Source organism: Planctomycetia bacterium (genome assembly GCA_015075745.1).
In the GTDB taxonomy this organism is placed as follows: domain Bacteria; phylum Planctomycetota; class Phycisphaerae; order UBA1845; family UTPLA1; genus UTPLA1.
Genome location: JABTTW010000001.1, coordinates 85,291 through 106,470 on the forward strand (window position 1 = coordinate 85,291; position 21,180 = coordinate 106,470).

Annotated in this window: 17 protein-coding genes; 16 read left to right on the forward strand and 1 reads right to left on the reverse strand. The window is 60.9% G+C overall.

Annotated elements, in window-relative coordinates:
• The first annotated feature begins 344 nt into the window (after nucleotides 1-344).
• From HS101_00370 to HS101_00445, 16 genes are all read left to right on the forward strand, one after another.
• Nucleotides 345-1,586: an acetate/propionate family kinase gene (locus HS101_00370; protein MBE7504726.1), complete on the forward strand. Its 1,242-nt coding sequence runs from the start codon at nucleotides 345-347 to the stop codon at nucleotides 1,584-1,586.
• Between the two features lie 34 nt (nucleotides 1,587-1,620).
• Nucleotides 1,621-2,730 carry a site-2 protease family protein gene (locus tag HS101_00375; protein ID MBE7504727.1) on the forward strand — a complete coding sequence of 370 codons (1,110 nt, stop codon included), beginning with the start codon at nucleotides 1,621-1,623 and terminating at the stop codon, nucleotides 2,728-2,730.
• Nucleotides 2,727-5,099, forward strand: a complete 2,373-nt coding sequence (locus HS101_00380; GenBank protein MBE7504728.1) for a phosphoketolase family protein — start codon at nucleotides 2,727-2,729, stop codon at nucleotides 5,097-5,099. Before HS101_00375 ends, HS101_00380 begins: the two co-directional genes overlap by 4 nt.
• 161 nt (nucleotides 5,100-5,260) lie before the next feature.
• Nucleotides 5,261-6,745 (forward strand): F0F1 ATP synthase subunit beta, encoded by a 1,485-nt coding sequence (locus tag HS101_00385; GenBank protein ID MBE7504729.1) that lies wholly within the window; start codon nucleotides 5,261-5,263, stop codon nucleotides 6,743-6,745.
• 33 nt (nucleotides 6,746-6,778) lie between these two features.
• Nucleotides 6,779-7,183, forward strand: coding sequence for a F0F1 ATP synthase subunit epsilon (locus tag HS101_00390; protein ID MBE7504730.1), 405 nt, complete (start codon nucleotides 6,779-6,781; stop codon nucleotides 7,181-7,183).
• Nucleotides 7,176-7,514 carry an AtpZ/AtpI family protein gene (locus HS101_00395; GenBank protein ID MBE7504731.1) on the forward strand — a complete coding sequence of 113 codons (339 nt, stop codon included), beginning with the start codon at nucleotides 7,176-7,178 and terminating at the stop codon, nucleotides 7,512-7,514. Before HS101_00390 ends, HS101_00395 begins: the two co-directional genes overlap by 8 nt.
• A complete protein-coding gene (locus tag HS101_00400) occupies nucleotides 7,507-7,818 on the forward strand; it encodes an ATP synthase subunit I (protein MBE7504732.1) in 312 nt (103 codons plus the stop codon). Before HS101_00395 ends, HS101_00400 begins: the two co-directional genes overlap by 8 nt.
• The gene (locus tag HS101_00405) at nucleotides 7,808-8,503 is read left to right on the forward strand and encodes a F0F1 ATP synthase subunit A (protein MBE7504733.1); all 696 of its coding nucleotides are present in this window, start codon (nucleotides 7,808-7,810) and stop codon (nucleotides 8,501-8,503) included. Before HS101_00400 ends, HS101_00405 begins: the two co-directional genes overlap by 11 nt.
• 31 nt (nucleotides 8,504-8,534) lie before the next feature.
• A complete protein-coding gene (locus HS101_00410) occupies nucleotides 8,535-8,816 on the forward strand; it encodes a F0F1 ATP synthase subunit C (protein ID MBE7504734.1) in 282 nt (93 codons plus the stop codon).
• A gap of 3 nt (nucleotides 8,817-8,819) precedes the next feature.
• Nucleotides 8,820-9,662 carry a F0F1 ATP synthase subunit delta gene (locus HS101_00415; protein ID MBE7504735.1) on the forward strand — a complete coding sequence of 281 codons (843 nt, stop codon included), beginning with the start codon at nucleotides 8,820-8,822 and terminating at the stop codon, nucleotides 9,660-9,662.
• Nucleotides 9,659-11,233 (forward strand): alternate F1F0 ATPase, F1 subunit alpha, encoded by a 1,575-nt coding sequence (locus HS101_00420; protein ID MBE7504736.1) that lies wholly within the window; start codon nucleotides 9,659-9,661, stop codon nucleotides 11,231-11,233. Before HS101_00415 ends, HS101_00420 begins: the two co-directional genes overlap by 4 nt.
• A complete protein-coding gene (locus tag HS101_00425; GenBank protein ID MBE7504737.1) occupies nucleotides 11,233-12,126 on the forward strand; it encodes a F0F1 ATP synthase subunit gamma in 894 nt (297 codons plus the stop codon). Before HS101_00420 ends, HS101_00425 begins: the two co-directional genes overlap by 1 nt.
• A gap of 735 nt (nucleotides 12,127-12,861) precedes the next feature.
• Nucleotides 12,862-15,546 (forward strand): bifunctional acetate--CoA ligase family protein/GNAT family N-acetyltransferase, encoded by a 2,685-nt coding sequence (locus HS101_00430; GenBank protein MBE7504738.1) that lies wholly within the window; start codon nucleotides 12,862-12,864, stop codon nucleotides 15,544-15,546.
• A 756-nt stretch (nucleotides 15,547-16,302) separates the two neighbouring features.
• The gene (locus HS101_00435) at nucleotides 16,303-17,475 is read left to right on the forward strand and encodes an efflux RND transporter periplasmic adaptor subunit (GenBank protein MBE7504739.1); all 1,173 of its coding nucleotides are present in this window, start codon (nucleotides 16,303-16,305) and stop codon (nucleotides 17,473-17,475) included.
• Nucleotides 17,472-18,683, forward strand: coding sequence for an ABC transporter permease (locus HS101_00440; protein MBE7504740.1), 1,212 nt, complete (start codon nucleotides 17,472-17,474; stop codon nucleotides 18,681-18,683). Before HS101_00435 ends, HS101_00440 begins: the two co-directional genes overlap by 4 nt.
• 39 nt (nucleotides 18,684-18,722) lie before the next feature.
• Nucleotides 18,723-19,469 carry an ABC transporter ATP-binding protein gene (locus HS101_00445; protein MBE7504741.1) on the forward strand — a complete coding sequence of 249 codons (747 nt, stop codon included), beginning with the start codon at nucleotides 18,723-18,725 and terminating at the stop codon, nucleotides 19,467-19,469.
• Nucleotides 19,470-19,658: 189 nt separating this feature from the next.
• Here the strand turns inward: HS101_00445 and HS101_00450 are convergent, their stop codons facing one another.
• A complete protein-coding gene (locus HS101_00450; protein ID MBE7504742.1) occupies nucleotides 19,659-21,140 on the reverse strand; it encodes a carbohydrate porin in 1,482 nt (493 codons plus the stop codon).
• Between the last annotated feature and the right edge of the window lie 40 nt (nucleotides 21,141-21,180).

The following is a 21,180-nucleotide window of genomic DNA, read 5'->3' on the forward strand; positions in this document are numbered from 1 at the left end:
CCACAATTCTGAAGAGAATCCGAAAAAGATAAGCGTCTCGCCGAAAAGATTGAGTTCGAGATCAGGTTTCGTTTTGAGATCGCCGTCCGGCGCGCGGTGAGCCCATTGCGCGGGGCTTCCCGCCTCCAGCCTGCCTATAGTAATCGCCTATAATCGTTGTAAGATGACGAGCCGCGTGCCTGTGAACGCGGTTGGCACGATCTTGGTGTGGATCGGATGACTAGGTGACGGGCAACCCGATTTGGGGGGCTCGGCAAAGAGTAAGCCGGCGTGGATGATTACCCAGGGGGTATTTCTTCACGTCGGCTTTTTTTTTGTCCCTCTGAAACGGACCGGAAAAAGCGATGCCCTCCAATACGCCGCCTGCTGCACACATCCTGACGATCAACGGCGGCTCGTCGAGCATTAAGTTCGCGTTGTTCGAGGAAGGCCAATCGCTGCCACGACTCCTTGAAGGAGTGATCAAGCGCATTGGCCTGTCCGACGCGAGCTTTCATGTGAAAGGCGTTGATCCGGCGGACAATTTGTCGCGGCGGCTGCGGGCGCCGGACCATGCGGCGGCGGTTGGCGCGCTGTTGGACTGGATCGAGGAGCGCATCGGTCGCGATGCATTGGCGGCAGTGGGTCATCGCGTGGTACATGGTGGACCGGCGTATCGCCAGCCGCAACGCATCACCGCGGAAATGCTTGAGGAGTTGCACCGGATCAGTCCATTTAGTCCTGAGCATCTGCCGGCGGGGATTCTGTTGATCGAGGCCATTCAGCGCCGATTTCCCGACTTGCCGCAAGTGGCGTGTTTCGACACGGCGTTTCACCACGATCTGCCGCGCGTTGCCCGATTGTTGCCCATCCCGCGCCGCTACGAGGCGCAAGGAGTTCGGCGGTACGGGTTTCACGGGCTGTCATATGCGTTTCTCATGAAGGAGCTGGCCCGCGTGGCCGGAACGAGCGCGGCGCACGGCAGGGTCGTCCTTGCCCATCTCGGCAACGGGGTGAGCCTGTCGGCGATGCATGACGGGAAGCCCATGGACACCAGTATGAGTTTCACCCCGACGGCCGGCACACCGATGAGCACTCGCTCGGGCGATCTCGATCCCGGACTGGTGTGGTATCTGGCGCGCACTGAAAAAATGAGTGCGAATCAATTCAACGAGATGGTCAACACTCAATCCGGGCTGCTCGGCGTATCGGAGACCAGTTCCGACATGCGCGACCTGCTCGATATTGAATCGCAGGACGTGCGGGCGGCCGAGGCGGTCGGGCTTTTCTGCTACCAGCTTAAGAAATGGATCGGCGCGTTCGCCGCGGCGCTGGGCGGACTGGACACGCTGGTGTTCGCGGGCGGCATCGGAGAGAACGCGCCCGTGATTCGCACGCGGATCTGCGATGGGCTAGGGTTCCTTGGAATCCACCTCGACGAGAAGCGAAACGCGGTGAACGACGGCGTGATTTCGGCGGCGACGGGCCGGGTTGCGGTTCGAGTCATTCGCACGGACGAAGAGCTGATCATTGCGCGCTTTGTGTGGCGTACACTCGGACCCGGCGTGGATCTTGGAAAAGAGAAGCCGGACCACGAGAGCAATTAACTGCATCCCCGATCGAATGTTCGGCAGGTGAATCATGAAATGGTCCTGGAAACTAGCAGAGTTTCGCGGCATTGGCGTTTATATGCATGCCACGTTTCTGATCTTGATTGGCTTTGTGATCCTGAGTCACTGGTCGGCGGGCCAGAGTTTTGGAAAAACGCTGGAGGGGGTGGTTTTCATCCTCGCCCTGTTCGTATGCGTCGTGCTGCACGAGTTTGGACATGCGCTGATGGCGGCTCATTACGGCATCAAGACACGAGATATCACGCTGCTGCCCATCGGCGGTGTCGCTCGTCTGGAGCGCATGCCGGAGAAGCCGGTGCAGGAGCTCTGGGTGGCGCTGGCCGGTCCGGCAGTCAATGTGGTTATAGCCGCGGGAATCTTTCTATGGATTCGTTTCACGGACGCGTTCGTGCCGCTGGAACAACTCAGTGTGACCGGCGGTTCTTTTCTTGAACGGATGATGGTGGTCAATGTGATCCTGGTCGTGTTCAATATGCTGCCGGCTTTCCCGATGGACGGCGGGCGCGTGCTGCGGGCCCTGCTGGCAACGAGGCTCGAATACGCGCGCGCCACGCAGATCGCCGCGAACATCGGTCAGGCGATGGCCTTGCTGTTTGCCTTTTTGGGGTTCTTCACCAATCCATTCCTGATTTTCATCGGACTCTTCGTGTGGATCGGCGCGGCTCAGGAAGCGAGCATGGCGACCATGAAGGCCGCTCTGGGGGGCATTCCCGTGAAGCGGGCCATGATGACTGAGTTTCGCTCGCTACAGCCGGGGGATGTTCTGCAACGAGCGATCGAACTCGTTCTGGCGACCCCGCAGCAGGACTTCCCGGTCATCGAAGACGCTCGCGTGGTCGGCATTCTTCCCAGTCGCGAGTTGATGGTCGCGCTGCAGCAGCGCGGGCCTGACGCGCGGGTGGAAGATGTGATGCGTCACGATTTTCTCTCGGTGGACGCGAACGACATGCTGGATGCCGCCCTCGCTCGAATACGCGCAGCCGAATGTTGCATGACAGCCCCTGTCATCCATCACGACGTACTGGTCGGACTTTTGACGGCGGAGAATGTCCGCGAGTTTTTGCTCATTGTTTCAGCGTTAGGGGAACGACGTGCCCAGAATGCGGCGGTAACATCATGAATACTAAAAAGAAGCCTCTCAGCCCGGAACTGGTAAACAGGATCGACGCGTACTGGCGCGCATCCAACTATCTTTCGGTCGGCCAGATCTATTTGCTCGAGAACCCGCTTCTGAGAGAAGCGCTCAAAAGAGAGCATATCAAGCCCCGGCTGCTCGGCCACTGGGGTACGTCTCCCGGGTTGAACATCATTTACGTCCACCTCAACCGGATCATAACTGAACACGATTTGAATATGATCTTCATCACCGGCCCCGGACACGGCGGGCCCTCGCCCGTCGCTCACGCTTACCTCGAAGGCACATACAGCGAAGTCTATCCTAATATCTCGCAAGACGAGAACGGGATGCAGCAACTTTTCAAGCAGTTCAGCTTCCCCGGCGGCATCCCGAGTCACGTCGCTCCGGAGACGCCCGGCAGCATTCACGAAGGCGGCGAGCTGGGGTACGCCTTGTCGCACGCCTTCGGGGCCGCGTTCGATAATCCCGACCTGATCGTCGCGGCGGTGGTCGGCGACGGAGAGGCCGAGACCGGGCCACTCGCCACAGGCTGGCACTCGAACAAGTTCCTCAATCCCGTGACCGATGGCGCGGTGCTGCCGATTTTGCACCTGAACGGATACAAGATCGCCAGCCCGACCATTCTGGCCCGCATCCCCAAGGCCGAATTGCAGAAGTTGTTAGAAGGTTACGGGTACAAGCCGTACTTCGTGGAGGGGAACGAGCCGGAGCCTGTCCATCAGCAGCTCGCCGCCGTCCTGGATACGGTGACGGCCGAGATTCGGCAGATATGGTTCAACGCCCGGACCAAGGGTGTCCAAGGCCGTCCCACCTGGCCGATGATCGTTCTCCGCACACCCAAGGGCTGGACGTGCCCGGCCGAAATCGACGGAAAGAAATGCGAGGACTATTGGCGGTCGCACCAGGTGCCGATGGGCGACATGGACAAGCCCGGGCACGTCGAGATTCTCGAAAAATGGATGCGCAGCTACCGTCCGGACGAGCTATTCGACGCGACTGGCAGACTCAGGCCGGAGATTGCAGAACTGGCCCCGAAGGGAGTGCGGCGGATGAGCGCCAATCCGCATGCCAACGGTGGACTGCTGCTCGAAGACCTGCGGATGCCCGACTACCGCACGTACGCGATCGAGGTGAACAGCCCCGGCGCCGCGATCGCCGAAGCGACGCGCGAAATGGGGAAATATCTCCGCGACGTCATGCGACTCAACCTGGCGAGTAAGAACTTTCGGATTGTCAGCCCGGATGAGAATAACTCTAACCGTTGGCAGGATGTGTTGGAGGTGACGAATCGGACCTGGGTGGCCGAGCGGTATGACTTCGACGACAAACTTTCTGCCGATGGACGAGTGATGGAGATGCTCTCCGAACACCAGTGCCAGGGGTGGCTGGAAGGCTATCTGCTCACCGGCCGGCACGGCTTTTTCTCTTGTTACGAGGCGTTCATTCATATCATCGACTCGATGTTCAACCAGCACGCCAAGTGGCTCAAGGTCTGCAACGACATTCCCTGGCGAAAACCGATTGCCTCACTCAACTACCTCCTGTCATCGCACGTCTGGCGGCAGGATCACAACGGTTTCTCGCATCAGGATCCGGGGTTTCTCGATCTTGTCGTCAACAAGAAGGCCGAGATTATCCGCATTTATTTGCCGCCGGACGCGAACACCCTGCTGAGCGTCACCGATCACTGTCTGCGGAGCCGCAACTACGTGAACGTGGTGGTGGCCGGGAAGCAGCCTTCGCCCCAGTGGTTGAACATGGATGAGGCCGCAAGGCACTGCGCAGCGGGGCTGGGCACCTGGGAATGGGCGTCGAACGACGACGGGGGCGAGCCTGACGTGGTGATGGGGTGTTGCGGAGACGTGCCGACGCAGGAGACGCTTGCGGCCGTGGATCTGATGCGCCGGTACTTGCCGGATGTGAAGGTGCGCGTCGTCAACGTCGTCAATTTGATGAAGCTGCAACCGCCGAGTGAACACCCGCACGGCCTGCCGGATGAGGAGTTCGATGCGATGTTCACAACCGACCGGCAGATCATCTTCGCGTTCCACGGATATCCAGCGCTGATTCACAAACTGACTTACCGCAGGACCAACCACAGGAACCTGCACGTTCGCGGATATAAAGAGGAGGGGACTACCACCACTCCGTTCGACATGGTGGTTTTGAACGATATGGATCGCTTTCACCTGGTTTGCGACGTGATCGACCGGGTTCCGGGACTCGCCGCCCGGACGGCCGACGTGAGACAAGCGATGCTGGACAAGCGAACCGAGAACACGCGTTACATCGCTGTGCATGGCGAAGATCTGCCGGAGATTCGGAATTGGAAGTGGGGCAACCAACCATGAAGGCAGAAGAGCCCGCCCATACAACCCGTTCGGCCCTGGAACAGCAGGCGCCGGAACACTGGGAAAACGAAGGCGGCGAGGTTTCCAGCGTCCAGCCCCAACGGGGACGAATGAGCATGCCCATCCAAGAAAGGCTGCGGACTCATCCAGGGGACGAGACGATGCCGGCGAATACCGGCGTGGTCGTCTCGGTGCGCGGCAGCGTCGTGGATATACGGTTCGATAGACAATTGCCGCCTATTTATTCGGTGCTGCACGCGGGGGCGGACAAGGAGATCGTCATCGAAGTGCTGTCACAGCTTGATGTGCATCGGGTGCGTGGCATCGCGCTGACCCCCACGCAGGGCCTCGCCCGCGGCGTCGCGGTGGAAGACACGGGCAGGCAGTTAACGGTGCCGGTGGGCAAGGGAATTCTATCGCGAATGTTCGACGTTTTCGGAAACACCATCGACCGAAAAGCGGCGCTGTCCGACGTCCAGTGGCGTTCTTTGCATCAGGCCCCTCCGCCGCTGGCGCGGCGCTCCACGAAGTCCGAGGTGTTTGAAACGGGGATCAAAGTCATCGATGTACTCGTGCCGCTGGAGCGCGGTGGCAAGGCAGGCCTTTTCGGCGGCGCGGGCGTGGGCAAGACCGTATTGCTCACCGAGATGATCCATAACATGGTCGGCCACCATGAGGGGGTGAGTTTGTTTTGCGGCATCGGCGAACGCTGTCGCGAGGGCGAGGAGCTTTATCGGGAGATGAAGGAAGCCGGCGTGCTGGCGCACATGGTGATGATCTTCGGCCAAATGAACGAGCCGCCGGGCAGTCGATTCCGGGTGGGCCACGCCGCAATGACGATGGCCGAGTATTTTCGCGACGACGAGCACCGTGACGTACTGCTGCTCATCGACAATATATTCCGCTTCATCCAGGCCGGCATGGAGGTGTCGGGCCTGATGGGACAAATGCCGTCGCGTCTGGGCTATCAGCCCACGATGGGCACGGAGCTTTCGGGGTTGGAGGAGCGGATCGCCAACACCGATACCGGCGCGATCACCTCAATCCAGGCGGTGTATGTGCCGGCGGATGATTTTACCGATCCGGCTGCGGTGCATACGTTCTCGCATCTCTCCGCGTCGATCGTGCTCTCGCGCAAGCGTGCCAGCGAAGGGCTTTTCCCGGCCATCGACCCGCTGCAATCGAGTTCCGAGATGGCCACGCCGGGCATCGTCGGCGAACGGCACTATAGCTTGGCGCAGGAAATCCGGCGGACGCTCGCGCAATACGCGGAACTCAAGGACATCATCGCCATGCTCGGCTTGGAACAACTGTCACCGGAAGACCGCAACGTGGTCGCCCGCGCTCGCCGGCTGGAACGCTTTCTCACCCAGCCGTTTTTCACAACCGAGCAGTTCACCGGCCTCAAGGGAAAGCTCGTCAGCCTCAATGAGGCTCTGGACGGCTGTGAGCGAATCCTGCGCGATGAATTCAAAGACTACCCGGAGAGCGCCCTTTACATGATCGGGACGATTGACGAGGCGAAGCGTAAAGCGAAAGGCGGTCCGCCCGCGACCTCAGCTACACCTGATTCACAAATCGAGCCCAAGGCAACCCCAGGTCCGCCGCCGATTCCAAGCCCACAGCCAGGTTCGAATCGCAGTTGAAGTCCGAGCCGCAACCTGCATCGGAGGTCGCACATGCCGTCGACACTCATGAAACTCAACGTTCTCCTGCCGTTCCGAATCTTCACCGAGACCACCGGCGTTTCGCGCATCGTCGCGGAGACGCGCGAGGGCTCGTTCGGACTCTTGCCAAACCGACTCGATTGCGCGGCGGCGCTTACGCCCGGGATTCTGATCTACGAAAACGAAGCCGAGGGCGAGGCTTACATCGCCGTGGATGAAGGGGTACTGATAAAGACCGGCCCTGATGTGCTCGTCTCGGTGCGCAACGCGATAGCCGGCATGGACCTCCGCAAACTTCGCGAGGCGGTGGAGAAGGAGTTCCTGGCCCTGGACGAGCACGAGCAAAGCGTGCGCTCGGTGATTGCGAGAATGGAGAGCGGTTTAATCCGCCGTATGGCGAGGTTTCACAGTGAATGACGAGCCCCTGAATCAGCCCTTGAAGCCGAAGCCGACGCTCAGTGAGGAGGTCGGTGCGAAGGCGACGCGCAAGCTTCGCGCGCAGCGCCATGTCACGCGCACGGTCTGGTTTGGCATGGGCATGATGGGACTGATCGGCTGGTCGGTGGCGATTCCGGCCTTGCTCGGCGCGGCCCTTGGTCTCTGGCTGGACAAACGCCGTCCAGAAAGCCATTCGTGGACGCTGATGCTGCTGGTCATCGGCCTGATGATCGGCTGTTGGAATGCCTGGCATTGGGTGGCCAAAGAGGACAAGGCGATGCGCGACGAACAGGAGGATGTCGATGAATGAAGCTGTGATTCTGGTGCTGGCGGGGGGTGCGGGAGTATTGCTCGGATTGGTATTTTTCGGCGGCCTTTGGTGGACGGTGCGAAGGGGTCTTTCGTCGAAACGGCCGGCGTTGTGGTTTTTCGGCAGCCTGTTGCTGCGAATGGGCATTGCCCTGGCTGGTTTTTATCTTATCGCGCACAGTCATTGGGAGAGGCTGCTGGTGTGCCTCCCTGGATTCGTCATGGCACGCGTTATCGTGACGCGGCTCACACGTGAGGCGGAAAAGCCAGTTGCCTTGGCAGGGGAGGCCAGCCATGCGCCTTAGTCCTGATGAGATCATCTTCTGGCAACACGGCGTTTTCAAACTCAACGCCACCATCGTGTTCACGTGGGGCCTGATGCTCGTGCTGACCGTCGGTTCCAAACTCATCACGCGCAGACTCTCGATCGGCTTGACACGTTCCCGGTGGCAGAATCTTCTGGAGATCGTCGTCACCGGCATCGAGCACCAAATCGAAGAGGTGGGCCTGAGTCAGCCGCGGAGATATCTCGGCTTTCTGGGCACGCTTTTCCTGTTCGTGGCACTGGCCAGCCTCTGCACTGTGATTCCCGGCTACGAGTCGCCGACGGGGTCGCTCTCGACCACGGCCGCACTGGCGCTGTGCGTGTTTGTGGCCGTTCCGTTCTACGGCATTGAGGAGCAAGGGGTGAGCAACTACCTCAAGTCCTACGTGAAGCCGACGTTCATCATGCTGCCGTTTAACGTCATCGGCGAGGTTTCGCGCACGCTGGCCCTGGCTGTCCGTCTGTTCGGCAACATGATGAGCGGGGCAATGATAATCGGTATCCTGCTCACTATTACGCCTTTCCTGTTCCCAATCGTCATGACGGCGCTCGGCCTGCTCACCGGCATGGTGCAGGCCTACATCTTCAGCATTCTGGCGGCGGTTTACATCGCGGCCGCCACGCGATTACGTACACATAAGACCGAACCTGATGCAGAACACTGACGCATGAACTACGACAACGAAAGGAAACACCATGGACAACATGACTATTGTCGCGGTGGCATCAATCGTCACCGCCGGTCTCACCACCGCTTTCGGCACGACGGCGCCAGCGCTGGGCGAAGGGCGCGCGGTCTCGACGGCACTGAGTTCACTGGCTCAGCAGCCCGATGCCGCAGCTACCATCACCCGGACCTTGTTCGTGGGCCTGGCGATGATCGAGTCCACGGCCATTTACTGTTTTGTGGTTTCGATGATTCTCATCTTCGCCAACCCGTTCTGGAATCACGTCATTGCCCAGGCCGCGGGAAAGTAAGTCATGCTCATCAACTGGTTCACTGTCAGTGCCCAGGTGGTCAACTTTCTCATCCTGGTGTGGTTGCTGAAGCGCTTTCTTTACAAGCCCATCCTCCATGCCATCGACGAGCGGGAGAAGCGCGTCGCCGCGGAACTCGCGGACGCCGATGCAAAGCGGGCCGAAGCCCAAAAGCAGCGCGACGAGTTCCAGCGTAAGAACGAGGAGTTCGAGCAGCAGCGCACCACGCTCCTCGGCAAGGCGACGGACGAGGCGAAAGCCGAACGTCAGCGGCTCTTCGACGAAGCGAGGCAGGCGGCCGATGCCCTGAGCGCCAAGCGACGGGAAGCGCTGAGAAACGACGCTCACCATCTTAATCAGACTATCACTCGCCTGACCCAGCAGGAAGTGTTTGCCATCGCGCGAAAGGCGCTGATGGACCTCGCCACGACGAGTCTGGAAGAACGCCTGGGCGAGGTGTTTACCCGCCGCTTGCGGGAGTTGGAGGGCAAGGCAAGAGAGAGCTTTGCCCGGGCTCTTAGGACATCGTCCGAGCCTGCGATCGTGCGGAGCGCGTTTGAACTGCCCGCGGAGCAACGCGTGGCGATACAGAATGCGCTGAACGAAACGTTCTCGGCTGAGATCCACGTCCGCTTTGCGACCGCGCCGGAGCTGGTCAGCGGGATCGAACTCACCGCTGATGGACAGAAGGTGTCTTGGAGCATTGCGGATTACCTCGCGTCACTGGAAAAGCGCGTCGGCGAACTGCTGAAAGAGCAGTCCAATCTCCATTCCAAGTCAGAAGCCAAGGCCGAGCCCAATCCGAAGTCCGGGACGAAACCCGCCGCTCCCGAGGAGGCCCAATGAGCGTGCCGGCCGATTCTCTGCAACGTGTCTTCGATCGTGCGTTCGATGACCTCAGGACGGGGCGCGAAGCCTTCGCGCCGCAACTGACGCCACGCGAGGTGGGCACGATCACCAGCATCTCCGCGGGCATCGCCCGGGTATCCGGTCTTCCCGGCGTGGGCTTTGAGGAACTTCTAGAGTTTCCCGGCGGTGTGTTCGGCATTGCATTCAATTTGGACGAGGACGAAATCGGCGTCGTGCTGCTGAGCGAATACTGGCACCTGCACGCAGGCGACGAAGTTGCGCGCACGGGGCGGGTCATGGACGTGGCCGTGGGCGACCGATTGCTGGGACGCGTCATTGATCCACTCGGCCGACCGCTCGATGATAATAGACCGGTGGCCGCGGGCGAGCGCCTGCCCATCGAACGCCCCGCCGCGCCCATCATGGACCGCGCGCCGGTCACCGTGCCGCTCCAGACCGGACTTAAAGTCATTGACGCGCTCATTCCCATCGGACGCGGCCAACGTGAGCTGATCCTCGGTGACCGGCAGACGGGCAAAACCGCTATCGCGATCGACACCATCCTTAATCAGCGTGGCCAGGATGTCCTGTGCGTCTATTGCGCCATTGGCCAGCGGGCGTCCGCCGTCGCGAAGGCCGTGGACATCTTCCGCGAAAAGGACGCGATGGATTACACCGTGGTGGTGGTCACCGAGGGCAACGACCCGCCGGGCCTCGCCTACATCGCACCCTACGCCGCCACCAGCATCGCGGAGCATTTCATGGAGGCAGGCCACGATGTGCTGATCGTTTACGACGATCTCACCCATCACGCCCGCGCCTATCGCGAGCTTTCTTTGTTGCTTCGTCGTCCGCCCGGTCGCGAGGCGTTCCCCGGCGACATCTTCTATATCCACTCGCGGCTGCTGGAGCGCGCAACGCACTTGCGCAAGGAACGCGGAGGCGGCTCGCTCACCGCGCTTCCCATCATCGAAACCGAGGCGGAAAACATTTCCGCCTACATTCCGACAAATCTGATCTCCATCACCGATGGGCAGCTCTATCTCTCGCCGTCCCTGTTCCAACTGGGCGTGCTGCCGGCGGTCGATGTCGGCAAATCCGTTTCGCGCGTTGGCGGTAATGCGCAGCGGGCGGCCTACCGCGCGGTGGCGGGCGACCTCAAGCTCGCCTACGCCCAGTTCGAGGAACTCGAAACCTTTTCCCGATTCGGCGCCCGCCTGGATGAGGACACCCGCAAGATCATCGAGCATGGAAATCGAATCCGCGCGTGCTTGAAGCAGCCGGAATTCGCCCCGGTGTCGGTGCCTGCGCAAATCACCGTCCTGCTGGCGTTGACCGCGGAACTCTTCGACGAGGTGCCGATTGACCGGATGACGAGCGCCGAGCACGCCGTGCGCGAGGCGGCGGCGAGCATCCCGGTGGCGGTGCGCGAGCGATTGGATACCGCCGACAAATTGAGCGACGAGGATCGCGAAACGATTATTGAAATCGCCCGCGAAGCGCTCGAGGAGTTCTTGCCCGAGCCCAGCTCCGAGTCTGAGCCTGGGCCGAAACCGCAGGAGGAGTGATGAGCGACACCACCGCAAGCCTGCGTCGCAAGATCGATGGGGCCGAAGACCTCCAATCCGTCGTCCGCACAATGAAGGCCCTCGCCGCCTCGAGTATCGGACAATACGAGCAATCGGTGCGCGCGTTGGCCGTCTACTATCGCACGGTCGAACTGGGGTTGAGCGTTTGCCTGCGGAAAAGCGGAGCGGCCTCTTTGATGGTCCAACGAGAAAGACAAACCGTTGCGGGCACCATTCGCGCGGTCGTGTTCGGTTCAGACCAGGGAATGGTGGGCCAGTTTAATGATGTGGTGGTCGATTATGCGGTCAATAAACTGGCGGGTCTGCCGGGCAAACTCGAGGTCTGGGTCGTCGGCGAGCGCGTTCATGCGCGCCTGGCTGACGCGGGTCTGCCGTTGATGGGACGCCTCAACGTGCCAAACTCCGTCAAGGCCATCACGCCGCTCGTCGGGCAGATTCTCGTGGAGAGCGGAAAACCCCACGGCCAGGGCGAAGTCACCGAACTGCATCTCATTTACAACTGCCGCGCGTCCGGGGCGGTTTATGCACCCGTCAGTCAACGTCTGCTGCCGCTTGGCGATGAATGGCGAAGCAAGCTAGTTGAACTTCCCTGGCCGACGAAAGCCTTGCCCGAGGTCGTGGGCGGCGACACCGCGACCCTGCGGGCGCTGATCCGCGAATATCTGTTCGTCTCTCTCTTTCGGGCGTGTGCCGAATCCCTGGCGAGCGAAAACGCCAGCCGACTGGCGGCGATGCAACGCGCCGACAAGAACATCGGCGAATTGCTGGAGGACCTCAACGTGACATTCCATCGTTCGCGCCAGAGCGCTATCGACGAGGAGCTGTTCGACGTGATTTCGGGCTTCGAAGCGCTGAGTGTCGAGAACAAGTAATGCGCGCTGTGAGCGCGATGGATTTTGTCGCGCAACGCAGATCGCATGCCGGGTCGAGATGATGAGCGACGCATTCCCAGGAAGGCCGGTTGGGCTACTGGTTTATCAAGTGCCGCGGCTGCGATGTGAGGATCGGTTATATGATCAATAAGTGTTGCGCGCGATTATCAACCACAGGTGATTCTTATGACGAATCGGCGCCCGGGCCTTTCAAAGGAGTTTGACCATGAAGCCGGTGATCAGGCTGTTCATATCGGGGCCGGCGTTGGTTACGACGGTACGGGGCTCCCAGGCGCGTCGCTTGCCGTACGGCGGTTACGGGTTTGTCCAATTGCACAACCAGGGCACTCCACGCTTGATTTCTCGGAGACAAAATGGCGAAAAGGAGAATTTCATGACCAGTCGTTTGGACGTCACGACGGGCCGACGAGTCCCGAGTTTGGATTCGCGCGGTGACGACGCGCTGCTGGGTTGGTAGTTGCCGTTGCGGCGTAGCTGGTCGGGTGAAAATCCGCCGGTCGAGGTTTCGCCGAGATTCCGCACGATTCCGCACACTGGGTCGGAGGTTTGAAAAGGCCCGTAGAGTGAAGATTTAGCGCGTTCGTTTATCGACGTGTTCCGCGGAGCAACTACCATCTTATACGGGCTCCGATGACCGGCGTGGAGTTTGTCGCTGCGGAGACGGCGTCACCGCAAGCCCATGAAATGAAATGATGGCATGATTGGACTTAAATTATGAGCATACGAAATCTTGATTCCATGTTTCGACCGCGATCGGTTGCCGTCATCGGGGCATCCAATCGACCGCTCAGCGTGGGCAACGTGGTCATGCGTAATCTGCTTCGCGGCGGGTTCAAAGGCGCCATTCTCCCGGTCAACCCCAGCGAACTGGCCGTCGCCGGGGTGCTCGTCTACAACGATGTCGCGAGTCTGCCGATTGTGCCCGACATGGCCGTCATCTGCACTCCTCCCCGGACGGTTCCGCAACTGATTCGCGAGCTCGGCGCGCGGGGTACGAAGAGCGTCGTGACGCTTTCGTCCGGACTTTCAAGAGAACGGAACGAGTCCGGCAAGACGCTTCAGGAGGAGATGCTCGAAAACGCCAAGCCTCATTTGCTGCGCATCCTCGGACCCAATTGCATCGGGCTGATCCTTCCGCATGTCGGGCTGAACGCATCATTCGCGCATGTCGAGGCGTTGCCGGGCAAAATTGCGCTCGTGTCCCAATCGGGCGCGCTTTGCACCTCGATTCTCGATTGGGCGCGATCCAATGACATCGGTTTTTCGTGTTTTGTGTCGCTCGGTGATATCGCCGACGTCGATTTCGGAGACGTACTCGATTATCTGGGAAGCGATGCGGAGACCAGCGCGATTCTGCTCTACATGGAGTCCATCGGCTCTGATGAAGCGCGCAAGTTCATGTCCGCGGCCCGAGCAGCCGCGCGCAACAAGCCGGTCATCGCCGTGAAATCGGGCCGGGTGGCCGAAGGGGCCAAAGCAGCCGCATCACATACCGGAGCACTGGCTGGGTCCGACGATGTATACGACGCAGCGCTGCGCCGAGCGGGCATACTTCGCGTATACGAAGTATCGGAGTTGTTCGATGCCGCGGAGACGCTGGCTCGCGCGCGCCCGATCAAGGGTGACCGCGTCGCGATCGTCACGAACGGCGGCGGCCCCGGCGTCCTGGCCACGGATGCGCTCGTTGAAGGCGGCGGGAGGCTCGCCGAATTCGGCCAGGATACGATGATCGCGCTCAACGGCATCCTGCCGGCAACCTGGTCGCATGGTAATCCGGTGGACATCATTGGTGACGCCACGGGCGAGCGCTATGCCAAGGCTCTCGACATCGTCCTAAAGGACTCCGGCGTCGACGCGGTTCTGGTTCTCAACGTCCCGACGGCCGTATCGTCCAGCGAAGAGGCAGCTCGTCATGTCGTGGAGGTCGTCGGCCACGCAATCACGCCGGTCCTGACGAGCTGGATGGGAAAAGACGGCGTCGCAAGAGCACGAGACGTGTTGCGTGCCGCGAACGTCCCAACGTACGAGGCGCCCCACGAAGCGGTCCGCGCATTCCTGCACATGGTCACCAACAAGCGAAACCATGAATCGCTGATGGAGGTTCCTCCGTCCGCTCCTCAGGAATTTACTCCGGACAAGGCAACAGCCGAGCGCATCATCCGCGAGGCCCTGTCCAGGGGAATCGAAATCCTAAGCGAGTTTGATGCGAAAGCCGTCCTGGCGGCGTACGGCGTCAATGTCGTGGAAACGCGAATCGCGAGTACCGCCGAGGACGCGGTGAAACATGCGGATGAGATCGGATATCCCATCGCCATCAAGATACTTTCACCCGATATCACTCACAAGTCCGATGTCGGCGGCGTCGCCTTGAATCTGGAAAGCCCCAACGATGTCGCCAACGCCGCAAAGATGATGCGCAAGCGGGCCGCGGAATTGCGCCCCGATGCGCAGATCGCCGGCTTTACGGTACAGCGCATGGTGCGGAGGCCGAGAGCGCACGAGTTGATCGTAGGTATGACGACAGACAGCATCTTTGGACCGGTCATTCTCTTTGGGCAGGGTGGGACGGCAGTCGAGGTCGTTGCCGATCGTTCGATGGCATTGCCACCGCTGAACATGACCCTGGCTCGCGACCTGGTCTCTCGGACGCGAGTGGCCAAGCTCTTGGGCGGGTATCGCGATCGACCGGCTGCCGACATGGACGCGATTTGCCTCACGTTGATGCAGACGGCTCAGCTTGTAGCGGATTTTCCTCAGATCGCCGAGCTGGACATCAATCCGCTGATCGCGGACGAAGATGGCGTTATCGCCGTGGACGCGCGAATTCGCGTGCTTCCCACCGACCTGCGCGGCCCGGAACGGTTCGCCATCAGGCCGTATCCCGCCGAATTGGAGGAGATGATTGAGCTGCGCGGGGGTCTGCGAATCCTGGCGCGCCCGATCCGTCCGGAGGACCAGCCCGCACATGAACAATTCGTCGCCAGGCTCACGCAAGAGGATATTCGCAATCGCTTTTTCGGCGTGATCCGACAGCTTCAGACATCGCAGATGGCGCGACTCACTCAAATCGACTATGACCGGGAAATGGCCTTTGTCGCGATGACGCTGGATGGATCATGTGAACGAGAGACGGTCGGCGTGGTGCGCATAATTGCCGATCCCGATAACATCACCGCGGAATTCGCGATCATTGTCCGATCCGATCTCAAAGGCCTCGGGCTTGGCGAGGCTTTGATGGAAAAGATGATTCGCTACTGCCAGGCTCGCGGAACCAGTGAACTGGCCGGCGAGGTTTTTCGCAACAATGAGGCCATGCTTGCGTTGATAGAGAAGCTGGGGTTTGAAATACAGGAAACCGATGATGAGACCGTGAAGGTTCGCCTGCGTCTGCGACCATAGAAATCAGATTGCATGACAGTCTTGGCGGGTCTGGCGTCGATGATGGTTTCGGGATCGTGGCCGGTGAGGGCTGCGATGGAACGGAATGGCCGGCGGGCTTCAAGGCGAAAGTGAATCATGTCTGCTCCGGCCACACGTCAAGATGCGCGGGAACGGATGCGAAAGGCGTTCGAGGGTGCATTGGATCAACTGATTTCGCCGGATGAATCGGTACCGTTGAAAGGATTGCGTTTCATTGATTTCGAGGATTAGGTGGAGGTCCTGGGTCGCGAGGCGTTGCCTGTGGCGTTGGAGGGCAACGCCGACGTAACGCATCCGGGCTGTTGTCGAAATTACGGATCGGCGCGAGTTTGTCTGGGAAAGAAAGCCCCAACCGGAGTAATTTTCGCCGCGGGGTGAGATGGCGCACTGAGGCGTCCGCCGAATTCCGCTCAGAACTGGTGAGAACATCGCAATGCAAAGGAACTTGGATTCACGCTTGCCCTGGTCTGCACTTATGCCGATGCCTATCATCTTTTGTTGATGGTCAGCGCCTCAAAGGCTTGGGAAAACGTCAAACAACTCCGCGTCGATAGCGCACAGGCGCGAACGATGGAATGTCACATTGAGGTCCTGCAGAAAGCTCTCCGCCGTGTCCCAAGTTTCTCGCTCGAAGACAAGAATCGCACAACCGTTTCCTCGCGTTTCAGGGTGACGGTTAGGATGTGTTAGATGACCAACAAGACCGCTGCATCCGATTCGGGCACGATCACCACCATGGGGACGTGGTGGGAGCGCAGCGCGCGACGGCTGTGGCTGGCGGTTCGGCTCGTCGCGGCGCTGGCCGCGCTTGTGGCGGCGGGATGGTGGTTCCTTCTTTCGCCGATCGTGGTCACAACCCACCCCGTCGAGACGGGGAACGTGACTGCGGAGGTGCTGGGCACCGGAACGCTGGAGGCCCGGGTGAGCGCGACGCTCGGGCCGAAGATGGCCGGGTTGATCGCACAGGTGGTCGTCGACCAGGGGGATATGGTCAAGACCGGCGACACGCTGATCGCGCTTGAAGACACGGACTTCAGACAACTGGTTGGCGTGGCCGAGGCGGACGTGGCCGCGGCGGCGGCGGGACTCGACCGGCTACAGGCCGACGCAAGGCGCGCGGAAGCGGTGCTGGTACAAGCGCGGCAGAACCACCAGCGAATTTCGGAACTCTATGCCGGGAATGTCGCGGCGATAGACGAGTACAACAAGGCCGTCGAAACCCTGTCGATCGCGGAGGCTGAGAGGAGTCGCGCCGACGCGGCCATCGTCGAGGGGACGAAGCGTTTGGCCGCGGCGGAGAGAACGCTAGGTTACCAGCGGGCGCGCCTGGACGACACGACCATTAAGGCGCCATTCGACGCGATGGTCGTACGGCGCGACCGAGATGCCGGGGACGTCGTCACTGCAGGCGCGTCGGTTCTGCAACTGGTCTCGCTCAACGAGATGTGGATCACCGCTTGGGTGGATGAGACCGAGTTGGCTCGTCTCGCCGAGGGTCAGATCGCGCGGGTGGTCTTTCGCTCCGAATCTGCGGCAGAGTATCCCGGCGACGTGGCCCGCGTGGGGCGCGAGGCCGACCGCGAAACGCGCGAGATCGTGGTGGACGTGCGTGTGGAAACGCTGCCGACGAACTGGGCCGTGGGGCAGCGTGCCGAGGTTTATATCCAGGTGGACCGCAAGCAGGGCGTCATCGTGCTCCCTGCCGGGCTGGTGCTGGTGCGCGACGGGAAGACGGGCGTCATGGTGGACGATGGCGGGAAGGCCCGCTGGCGCGAGATCGGCCTAGGCCTGCGAGGGCGCGAGTTAGTCGAAGTGACAAGTGGGTTGTCGCCGGGCACGGTGGTCGTCAGCCCGGCGGCGGGGGCCGGCAGTCCGCTGCGGGACGGGCGGAGGATCAAGACCCGATGAATCTGGCCGTCCGCGACATCCGCCACAACATAGGCCGCTTTATTCTCACGACCATTGGTGTGGGCATGCTCCTGATGGTCGTGATGGGCATGGGCGGCATTTATCGCGGCCTGGTCGATGATGCATTGGTCGTGACGCGCGGCGTCGGGGCCGACTTGTGGGTCGTTCAGCGTGACACGCGCGGGCCGTTCGCCGAGGTCTCCCGGCTGCCGCGCAACGTGGTCGATCGGGTGACGGCGGTGCCCGGCATGGTGGACGCGCGCGAGTTCGTGTACCACACGATCCAGCGTGAGCACGACGGCAAGGTGCTCCGCATGGCCGTGCTCGGCCTGGGCTGGCCCAATGACAAGGGCGAAGGCTTGCCGATTGTCGCCGGGCGGCCGCTGGCTCAGAACCACTACGAGATGATCGCCGACGAGACGCTTGGGTTGAGGTTGCACGAGAAGCTGCGGCTGGGGAAGGACACGTACGTGGTCGTCGGGATTACGCGATGGATGGTCTCTTCAGGCGGGGACGGGATCGCGTGCTTCACCAGCCGCGACGCTCAGGCGATTCAGTTCGACGAGCCGGGCGAGTCCGTCCGCCTGGAACGGCAGGCCCGCCAAGCTCGCGCGGGCGGGGTAGACCTCGGGCGCACGCAGCCCGCCGTCCTGGCGCGGGCCTCCGGTCCGTCGGGCAAGATTGTCGTTCTGCCGGGCCCGGCGATCAGCGCCGTGATCGCGCGGCTGGCTCCCGGGGCCGACTTGGACGCCGTGCAGCAGGTCATGGACGGTTGGAGCGATGTGTCGAGCTATACCGGGGCCGAGCAGGAAGAACTGCTTCTGAAGGGGAGCGTTGACCGCGCCCGCCGGCAGATCCTGCTCTTCCGGGTGCTGCTAACGATCATCTCCGCGGTTATCATGGCGCTGATCATTTATACGCTCACTCTCGACAAGCTCCATCCGATCGCGCTCCTGAAGCTCATCGGCGCTCCCAACCGCACGATTGTCGGGCTGATACTCCAGCAATCCCTCATCATGGGGACGCTGGCGTACGGCGTGGGGTACGTCATTGGGCTGCGGCTCTTCCCGATGTTCCCGCGGCGTGTGCTGGTGACGAATGACGATCTGCTCCGCGTGGCAGGAATCGTCTTTGTCATTTCGGTGTTGGCGAGTCTCCTGGGCATCTGGAAGGCAATGCGCGTCGCCCCCAACGAGGCCATCGGTTAGTCCGAACGGTTGCAGGATGTATTGAGAATGGGCGAGACAATGGCACTGGAGACCGAAGGGCTGACCAAGGTGTACGGCAGCGGGCACACCGAGGTAGTCGCGATGCGCGATGTGAGCATGAGCGTGCGTCAGGGAGAGGTGGTCGCCCTTCTCGGCCCGAGCGGCGCGGGTAAATCGACCTTCCTTCTGTGCGCCGGCCTCATCAACCTACCCACGCGCGGGCGCGTTACGATAGGCGGCAAGCCGGTCGTGGACAGCACGGGCGCCGTGGCGGATCTGCGCCGCTTTCGCCGCGAGAACATCGGCTTCATCTTCCAAAAATCCAACCTGATCCCATTTCTCAATGCCGTCGAGAACGTGCAGATCGTCGGCGAACTGATCGGTCGAACCCCGGCCGCGGCCCGCCGCCGCGCTATGCAATTGCTCAACGCGCTGGGTGTGGGGGCGCGGGCGCTCAACAGGCCTACCCAGCTCTCGGGAGGTGAACAGCAGCGCGTCACTGTCGCCCGCGCGCTGGCGAATCAGCCCAGCCTCATCCTGGCCGACGAACCCACCGCCGCCCTGGACAGCAAACGCGGGCGTCAGGTGATGGGACTGTTCCGCGATGTCGCCCATCAGCACGGCACGGGCGTGATCGTCGTGACCCACGACCATCGGGCCCTGGACGTTTTCGACACCGTCTATGAGATGGAGGACGGGGTGATTGGTCCCGCATCGCATGAACTATTGAGCTCCATCGCGAGTGCGCCTCCGGGTAATGAGAGTGGGGTTTCCCACGTTTCGTAGACACGAAGTCAAGAGAGTCTATGGCGCGGCTTCGTGGCCGGCCGGACTCCGGTAGCCCGGGCTCGAGCGCAGCCGCCACGCCGGCAACTGTTTCTGGTTGCGCATCAGCACGATGCCCGGCAAGGATTTGTGATTGCGCTCAGGGGGACTACCGAAGCATTACATCGTGGGTTTTCCGACAGCCGATCGTCAAAGTTTGACCTGGCCGCGGATTCCATAGACGACTGCCGTTTCGCGACCGCCGAAACCGTCAGCGGGGTCCACGATCACCTGCAGGTCGGGGGTGATGTGAAACCAGGGAGTGACTTCGATGCTGTAGAAAAGCTCGACGCCCTGCTCCCTGGTAATTCCAAGAACCGAACTGAGGTTGTTATCGGTGTGGGTGCAGTAGTATCCCGCGCCCCACGTATCGTTGTCGCGTCTTGGAATCGATCCCTTGCCGCCCAGACCGATGCTGTAGAACTCCTGAATGGGGTTTCCCTTGGTCGGCGCAAACCCGAAGCGTCCGAAGATTCCCCATCCCTGGGTGGGATCGTCCGCCTCGGTGTAAAGATATTGATCGAAATTGTAATAGAAGGCCCAATTGTCCGGGCGCGTATCGGGCTCCTCGGAGTCGAAGAGCACGTTGCCCAAATTCAATTTTCTAAATCGTCGCGGAAGCAGATTTCTACCCAGACGGGGCAACTCGATCCGCTGAACGGGCACTGGAAGGCGCGAATCGGAATCAAACTCCAGGAAGTCTCTTGACGTCCAGAGCCAGCCGAACTTCTGGTGTCCCGGCTTGTCGAACGGCTTCACCTTGAACGCATACTCCTGAGAGATAGTCGTCCAGTCGCGCCCGTGAAATGCAGTGTTGAAACCTGTCTTTGTGGCCGCGCCGTCCGGATCGTTGTCCAGAACAATAGTGGCGACTTCAAGCCAATCCGTCGGGATGAGAATCACGCCGGCCGCCATGGCGGTATAGGGCCCACCTGAAAAAAGGACAGGATTGACGTTAAAAGCCGTGTTCATGAACTGGGTCGTATGTGCGGCATCGCCGGCGAAGGTATTTCGGTCTCCCAGGGACGTCAGATCCAGCTTTCCCGCGATGATTGCGATTTTTTCGGAGAGGGCCTGCGTGATGTAGAACTCGGAAAGCGTGGTGATGCCCGGATCGCCCGGAACGGGCAGTAGCGACTTGAAGTTCGGCGACATCAGGGAGCCGGTATTGCCGTTGGCGCTTCGCCCGAACTGGGTCTCCCCGTGAAGGGTGATGAGGCCGCCCGGCCAAAGATTCATGCGCGCCGTGTCCAGCCGCAAGGTGTAATCCGCGGAACCGCCGTACTCAAAAGAGCCCTTCGTGTTCTTGCCCCCTCGCGCGTTCTGCTGCGTGAATTGAGTGACGTCCAGGTCGAACAGAATGCCGTGGTTGGCCAGCTCGGTCCGTGCCCCGCCCCAGTCCCCGGTCAGAACCGAACGACTCCAGAGGTCTCCCGTGTAATCGGGCAACTTGGGAATCAGAGACTGCAACGCCATGGGCTTCTCGCCCGCATCCGGCTCGGACTCGCTCGTTTTCGCGTTGCCTTCAGGCGGCTTAGCGTCGGGCGCGTCCGCCTTGTCCTGGCCCTGGGACGATTGAGTAAACAAAAAGCCGATGATCGTCACGACAAGTACACTTCGAAATCGAAACATGAGTTTCTCCTGAACCCAACATGCTCGCATTCTCAAGGCG

What these genes read in the sequence shown, in the direction of transcription:
- HS101_00410 (MBE7504734.1), top strand. Translation starts at nt 8,535, where the DNA reads ATGGACAACATGACTATTGTCGCGGTGGCATCAATCGTCACCGCCGGT.
- HS101_00400 (MBE7504732.1), top strand. Translation starts at nt 7,507, where the DNA reads ATGAATGAAGCTGTGATTCTGGTGCTGGCGGGGGGTGCGGGAGTATTG.
- HS101_00370 (MBE7504726.1), top strand. Translation starts at nt 345, where the DNA reads ATGCCCTCCAATACGCCGCCTGCTGCACACATCCTGACGATCAACGGC.
- HS101_00390 (MBE7504730.1), top strand. Translation starts at nt 6,779, where the DNA reads ATGCCGTCGACACTCATGAAACTCAACGTTCTCCTGCCGTTCCGAATC.
- HS101_00380 (MBE7504728.1), top strand. Translation starts at nt 2,727, where the DNA reads ATGAATACTAAAAAGAAGCCTCTCAGCCCGGAACTGGTAAACAGGATC.
- HS101_00415 (MBE7504735.1), top strand. Translation starts at nt 8,820, where the DNA reads ATGCTCATCAACTGGTTCACTGTCAGTGCCCAGGTGGTCAACTTTCTC.
- HS101_00435 (MBE7504739.1), top strand. Translation starts at nt 16,303, where the DNA reads ATGGGGACGTGGTGGGAGCGCAGCGCGCGACGGCTGTGGCTGGCGGTT.
- HS101_00430 (MBE7504738.1), top strand. Translation starts at nt 12,862, where the DNA reads ATGAGCATACGAAATCTTGATTCCATGTTTCGACCGCGATCGGTTGCC.
- HS101_00375 (MBE7504727.1), top strand. Translation starts at nt 1,621, where the DNA reads ATGAAATGGTCCTGGAAACTAGCAGAGTTTCGCGGCATTGGCGTTTAT.
- HS101_00440 (MBE7504740.1), top strand. Translation starts at nt 17,472, where the DNA reads ATGAATCTGGCCGTCCGCGACATCCGCCACAACATAGGCCGCTTTATT.
- HS101_00385 (MBE7504729.1), top strand. Translation starts at nt 5,261, where the DNA reads ATGCCGGCGAATACCGGCGTGGTCGTCTCGGTGCGCGGCAGCGTCGTG.
- HS101_00405 (MBE7504733.1), top strand. Translation starts at nt 7,808, where the DNA reads ATGCGCCTTAGTCCTGATGAGATCATCTTCTGGCAACACGGCGTTTTC.
- HS101_00425 (MBE7504737.1), top strand. Translation starts at nt 11,233, where the DNA reads ATGAGCGACACCACCGCAAGCCTGCGTCGCAAGATCGATGGGGCCGAA.
- HS101_00450 (MBE7504742.1), bottom strand. Translation starts at nt 21,140, where the DNA reads ATGTTTCGATTTCGAAGTGTACTTGTCGTGACGATCATCGGCTTTTTG.
- HS101_00420 (MBE7504736.1), top strand. Translation starts at nt 9,659, where the DNA reads ATGAGCGTGCCGGCCGATTCTCTGCAACGTGTCTTCGATCGTGCGTTC.
- HS101_00445 (MBE7504741.1), top strand. Translation starts at nt 18,723, where the DNA reads ATGGCACTGGAGACCGAAGGGCTGACCAAGGTGTACGGCAGCGGGCAC.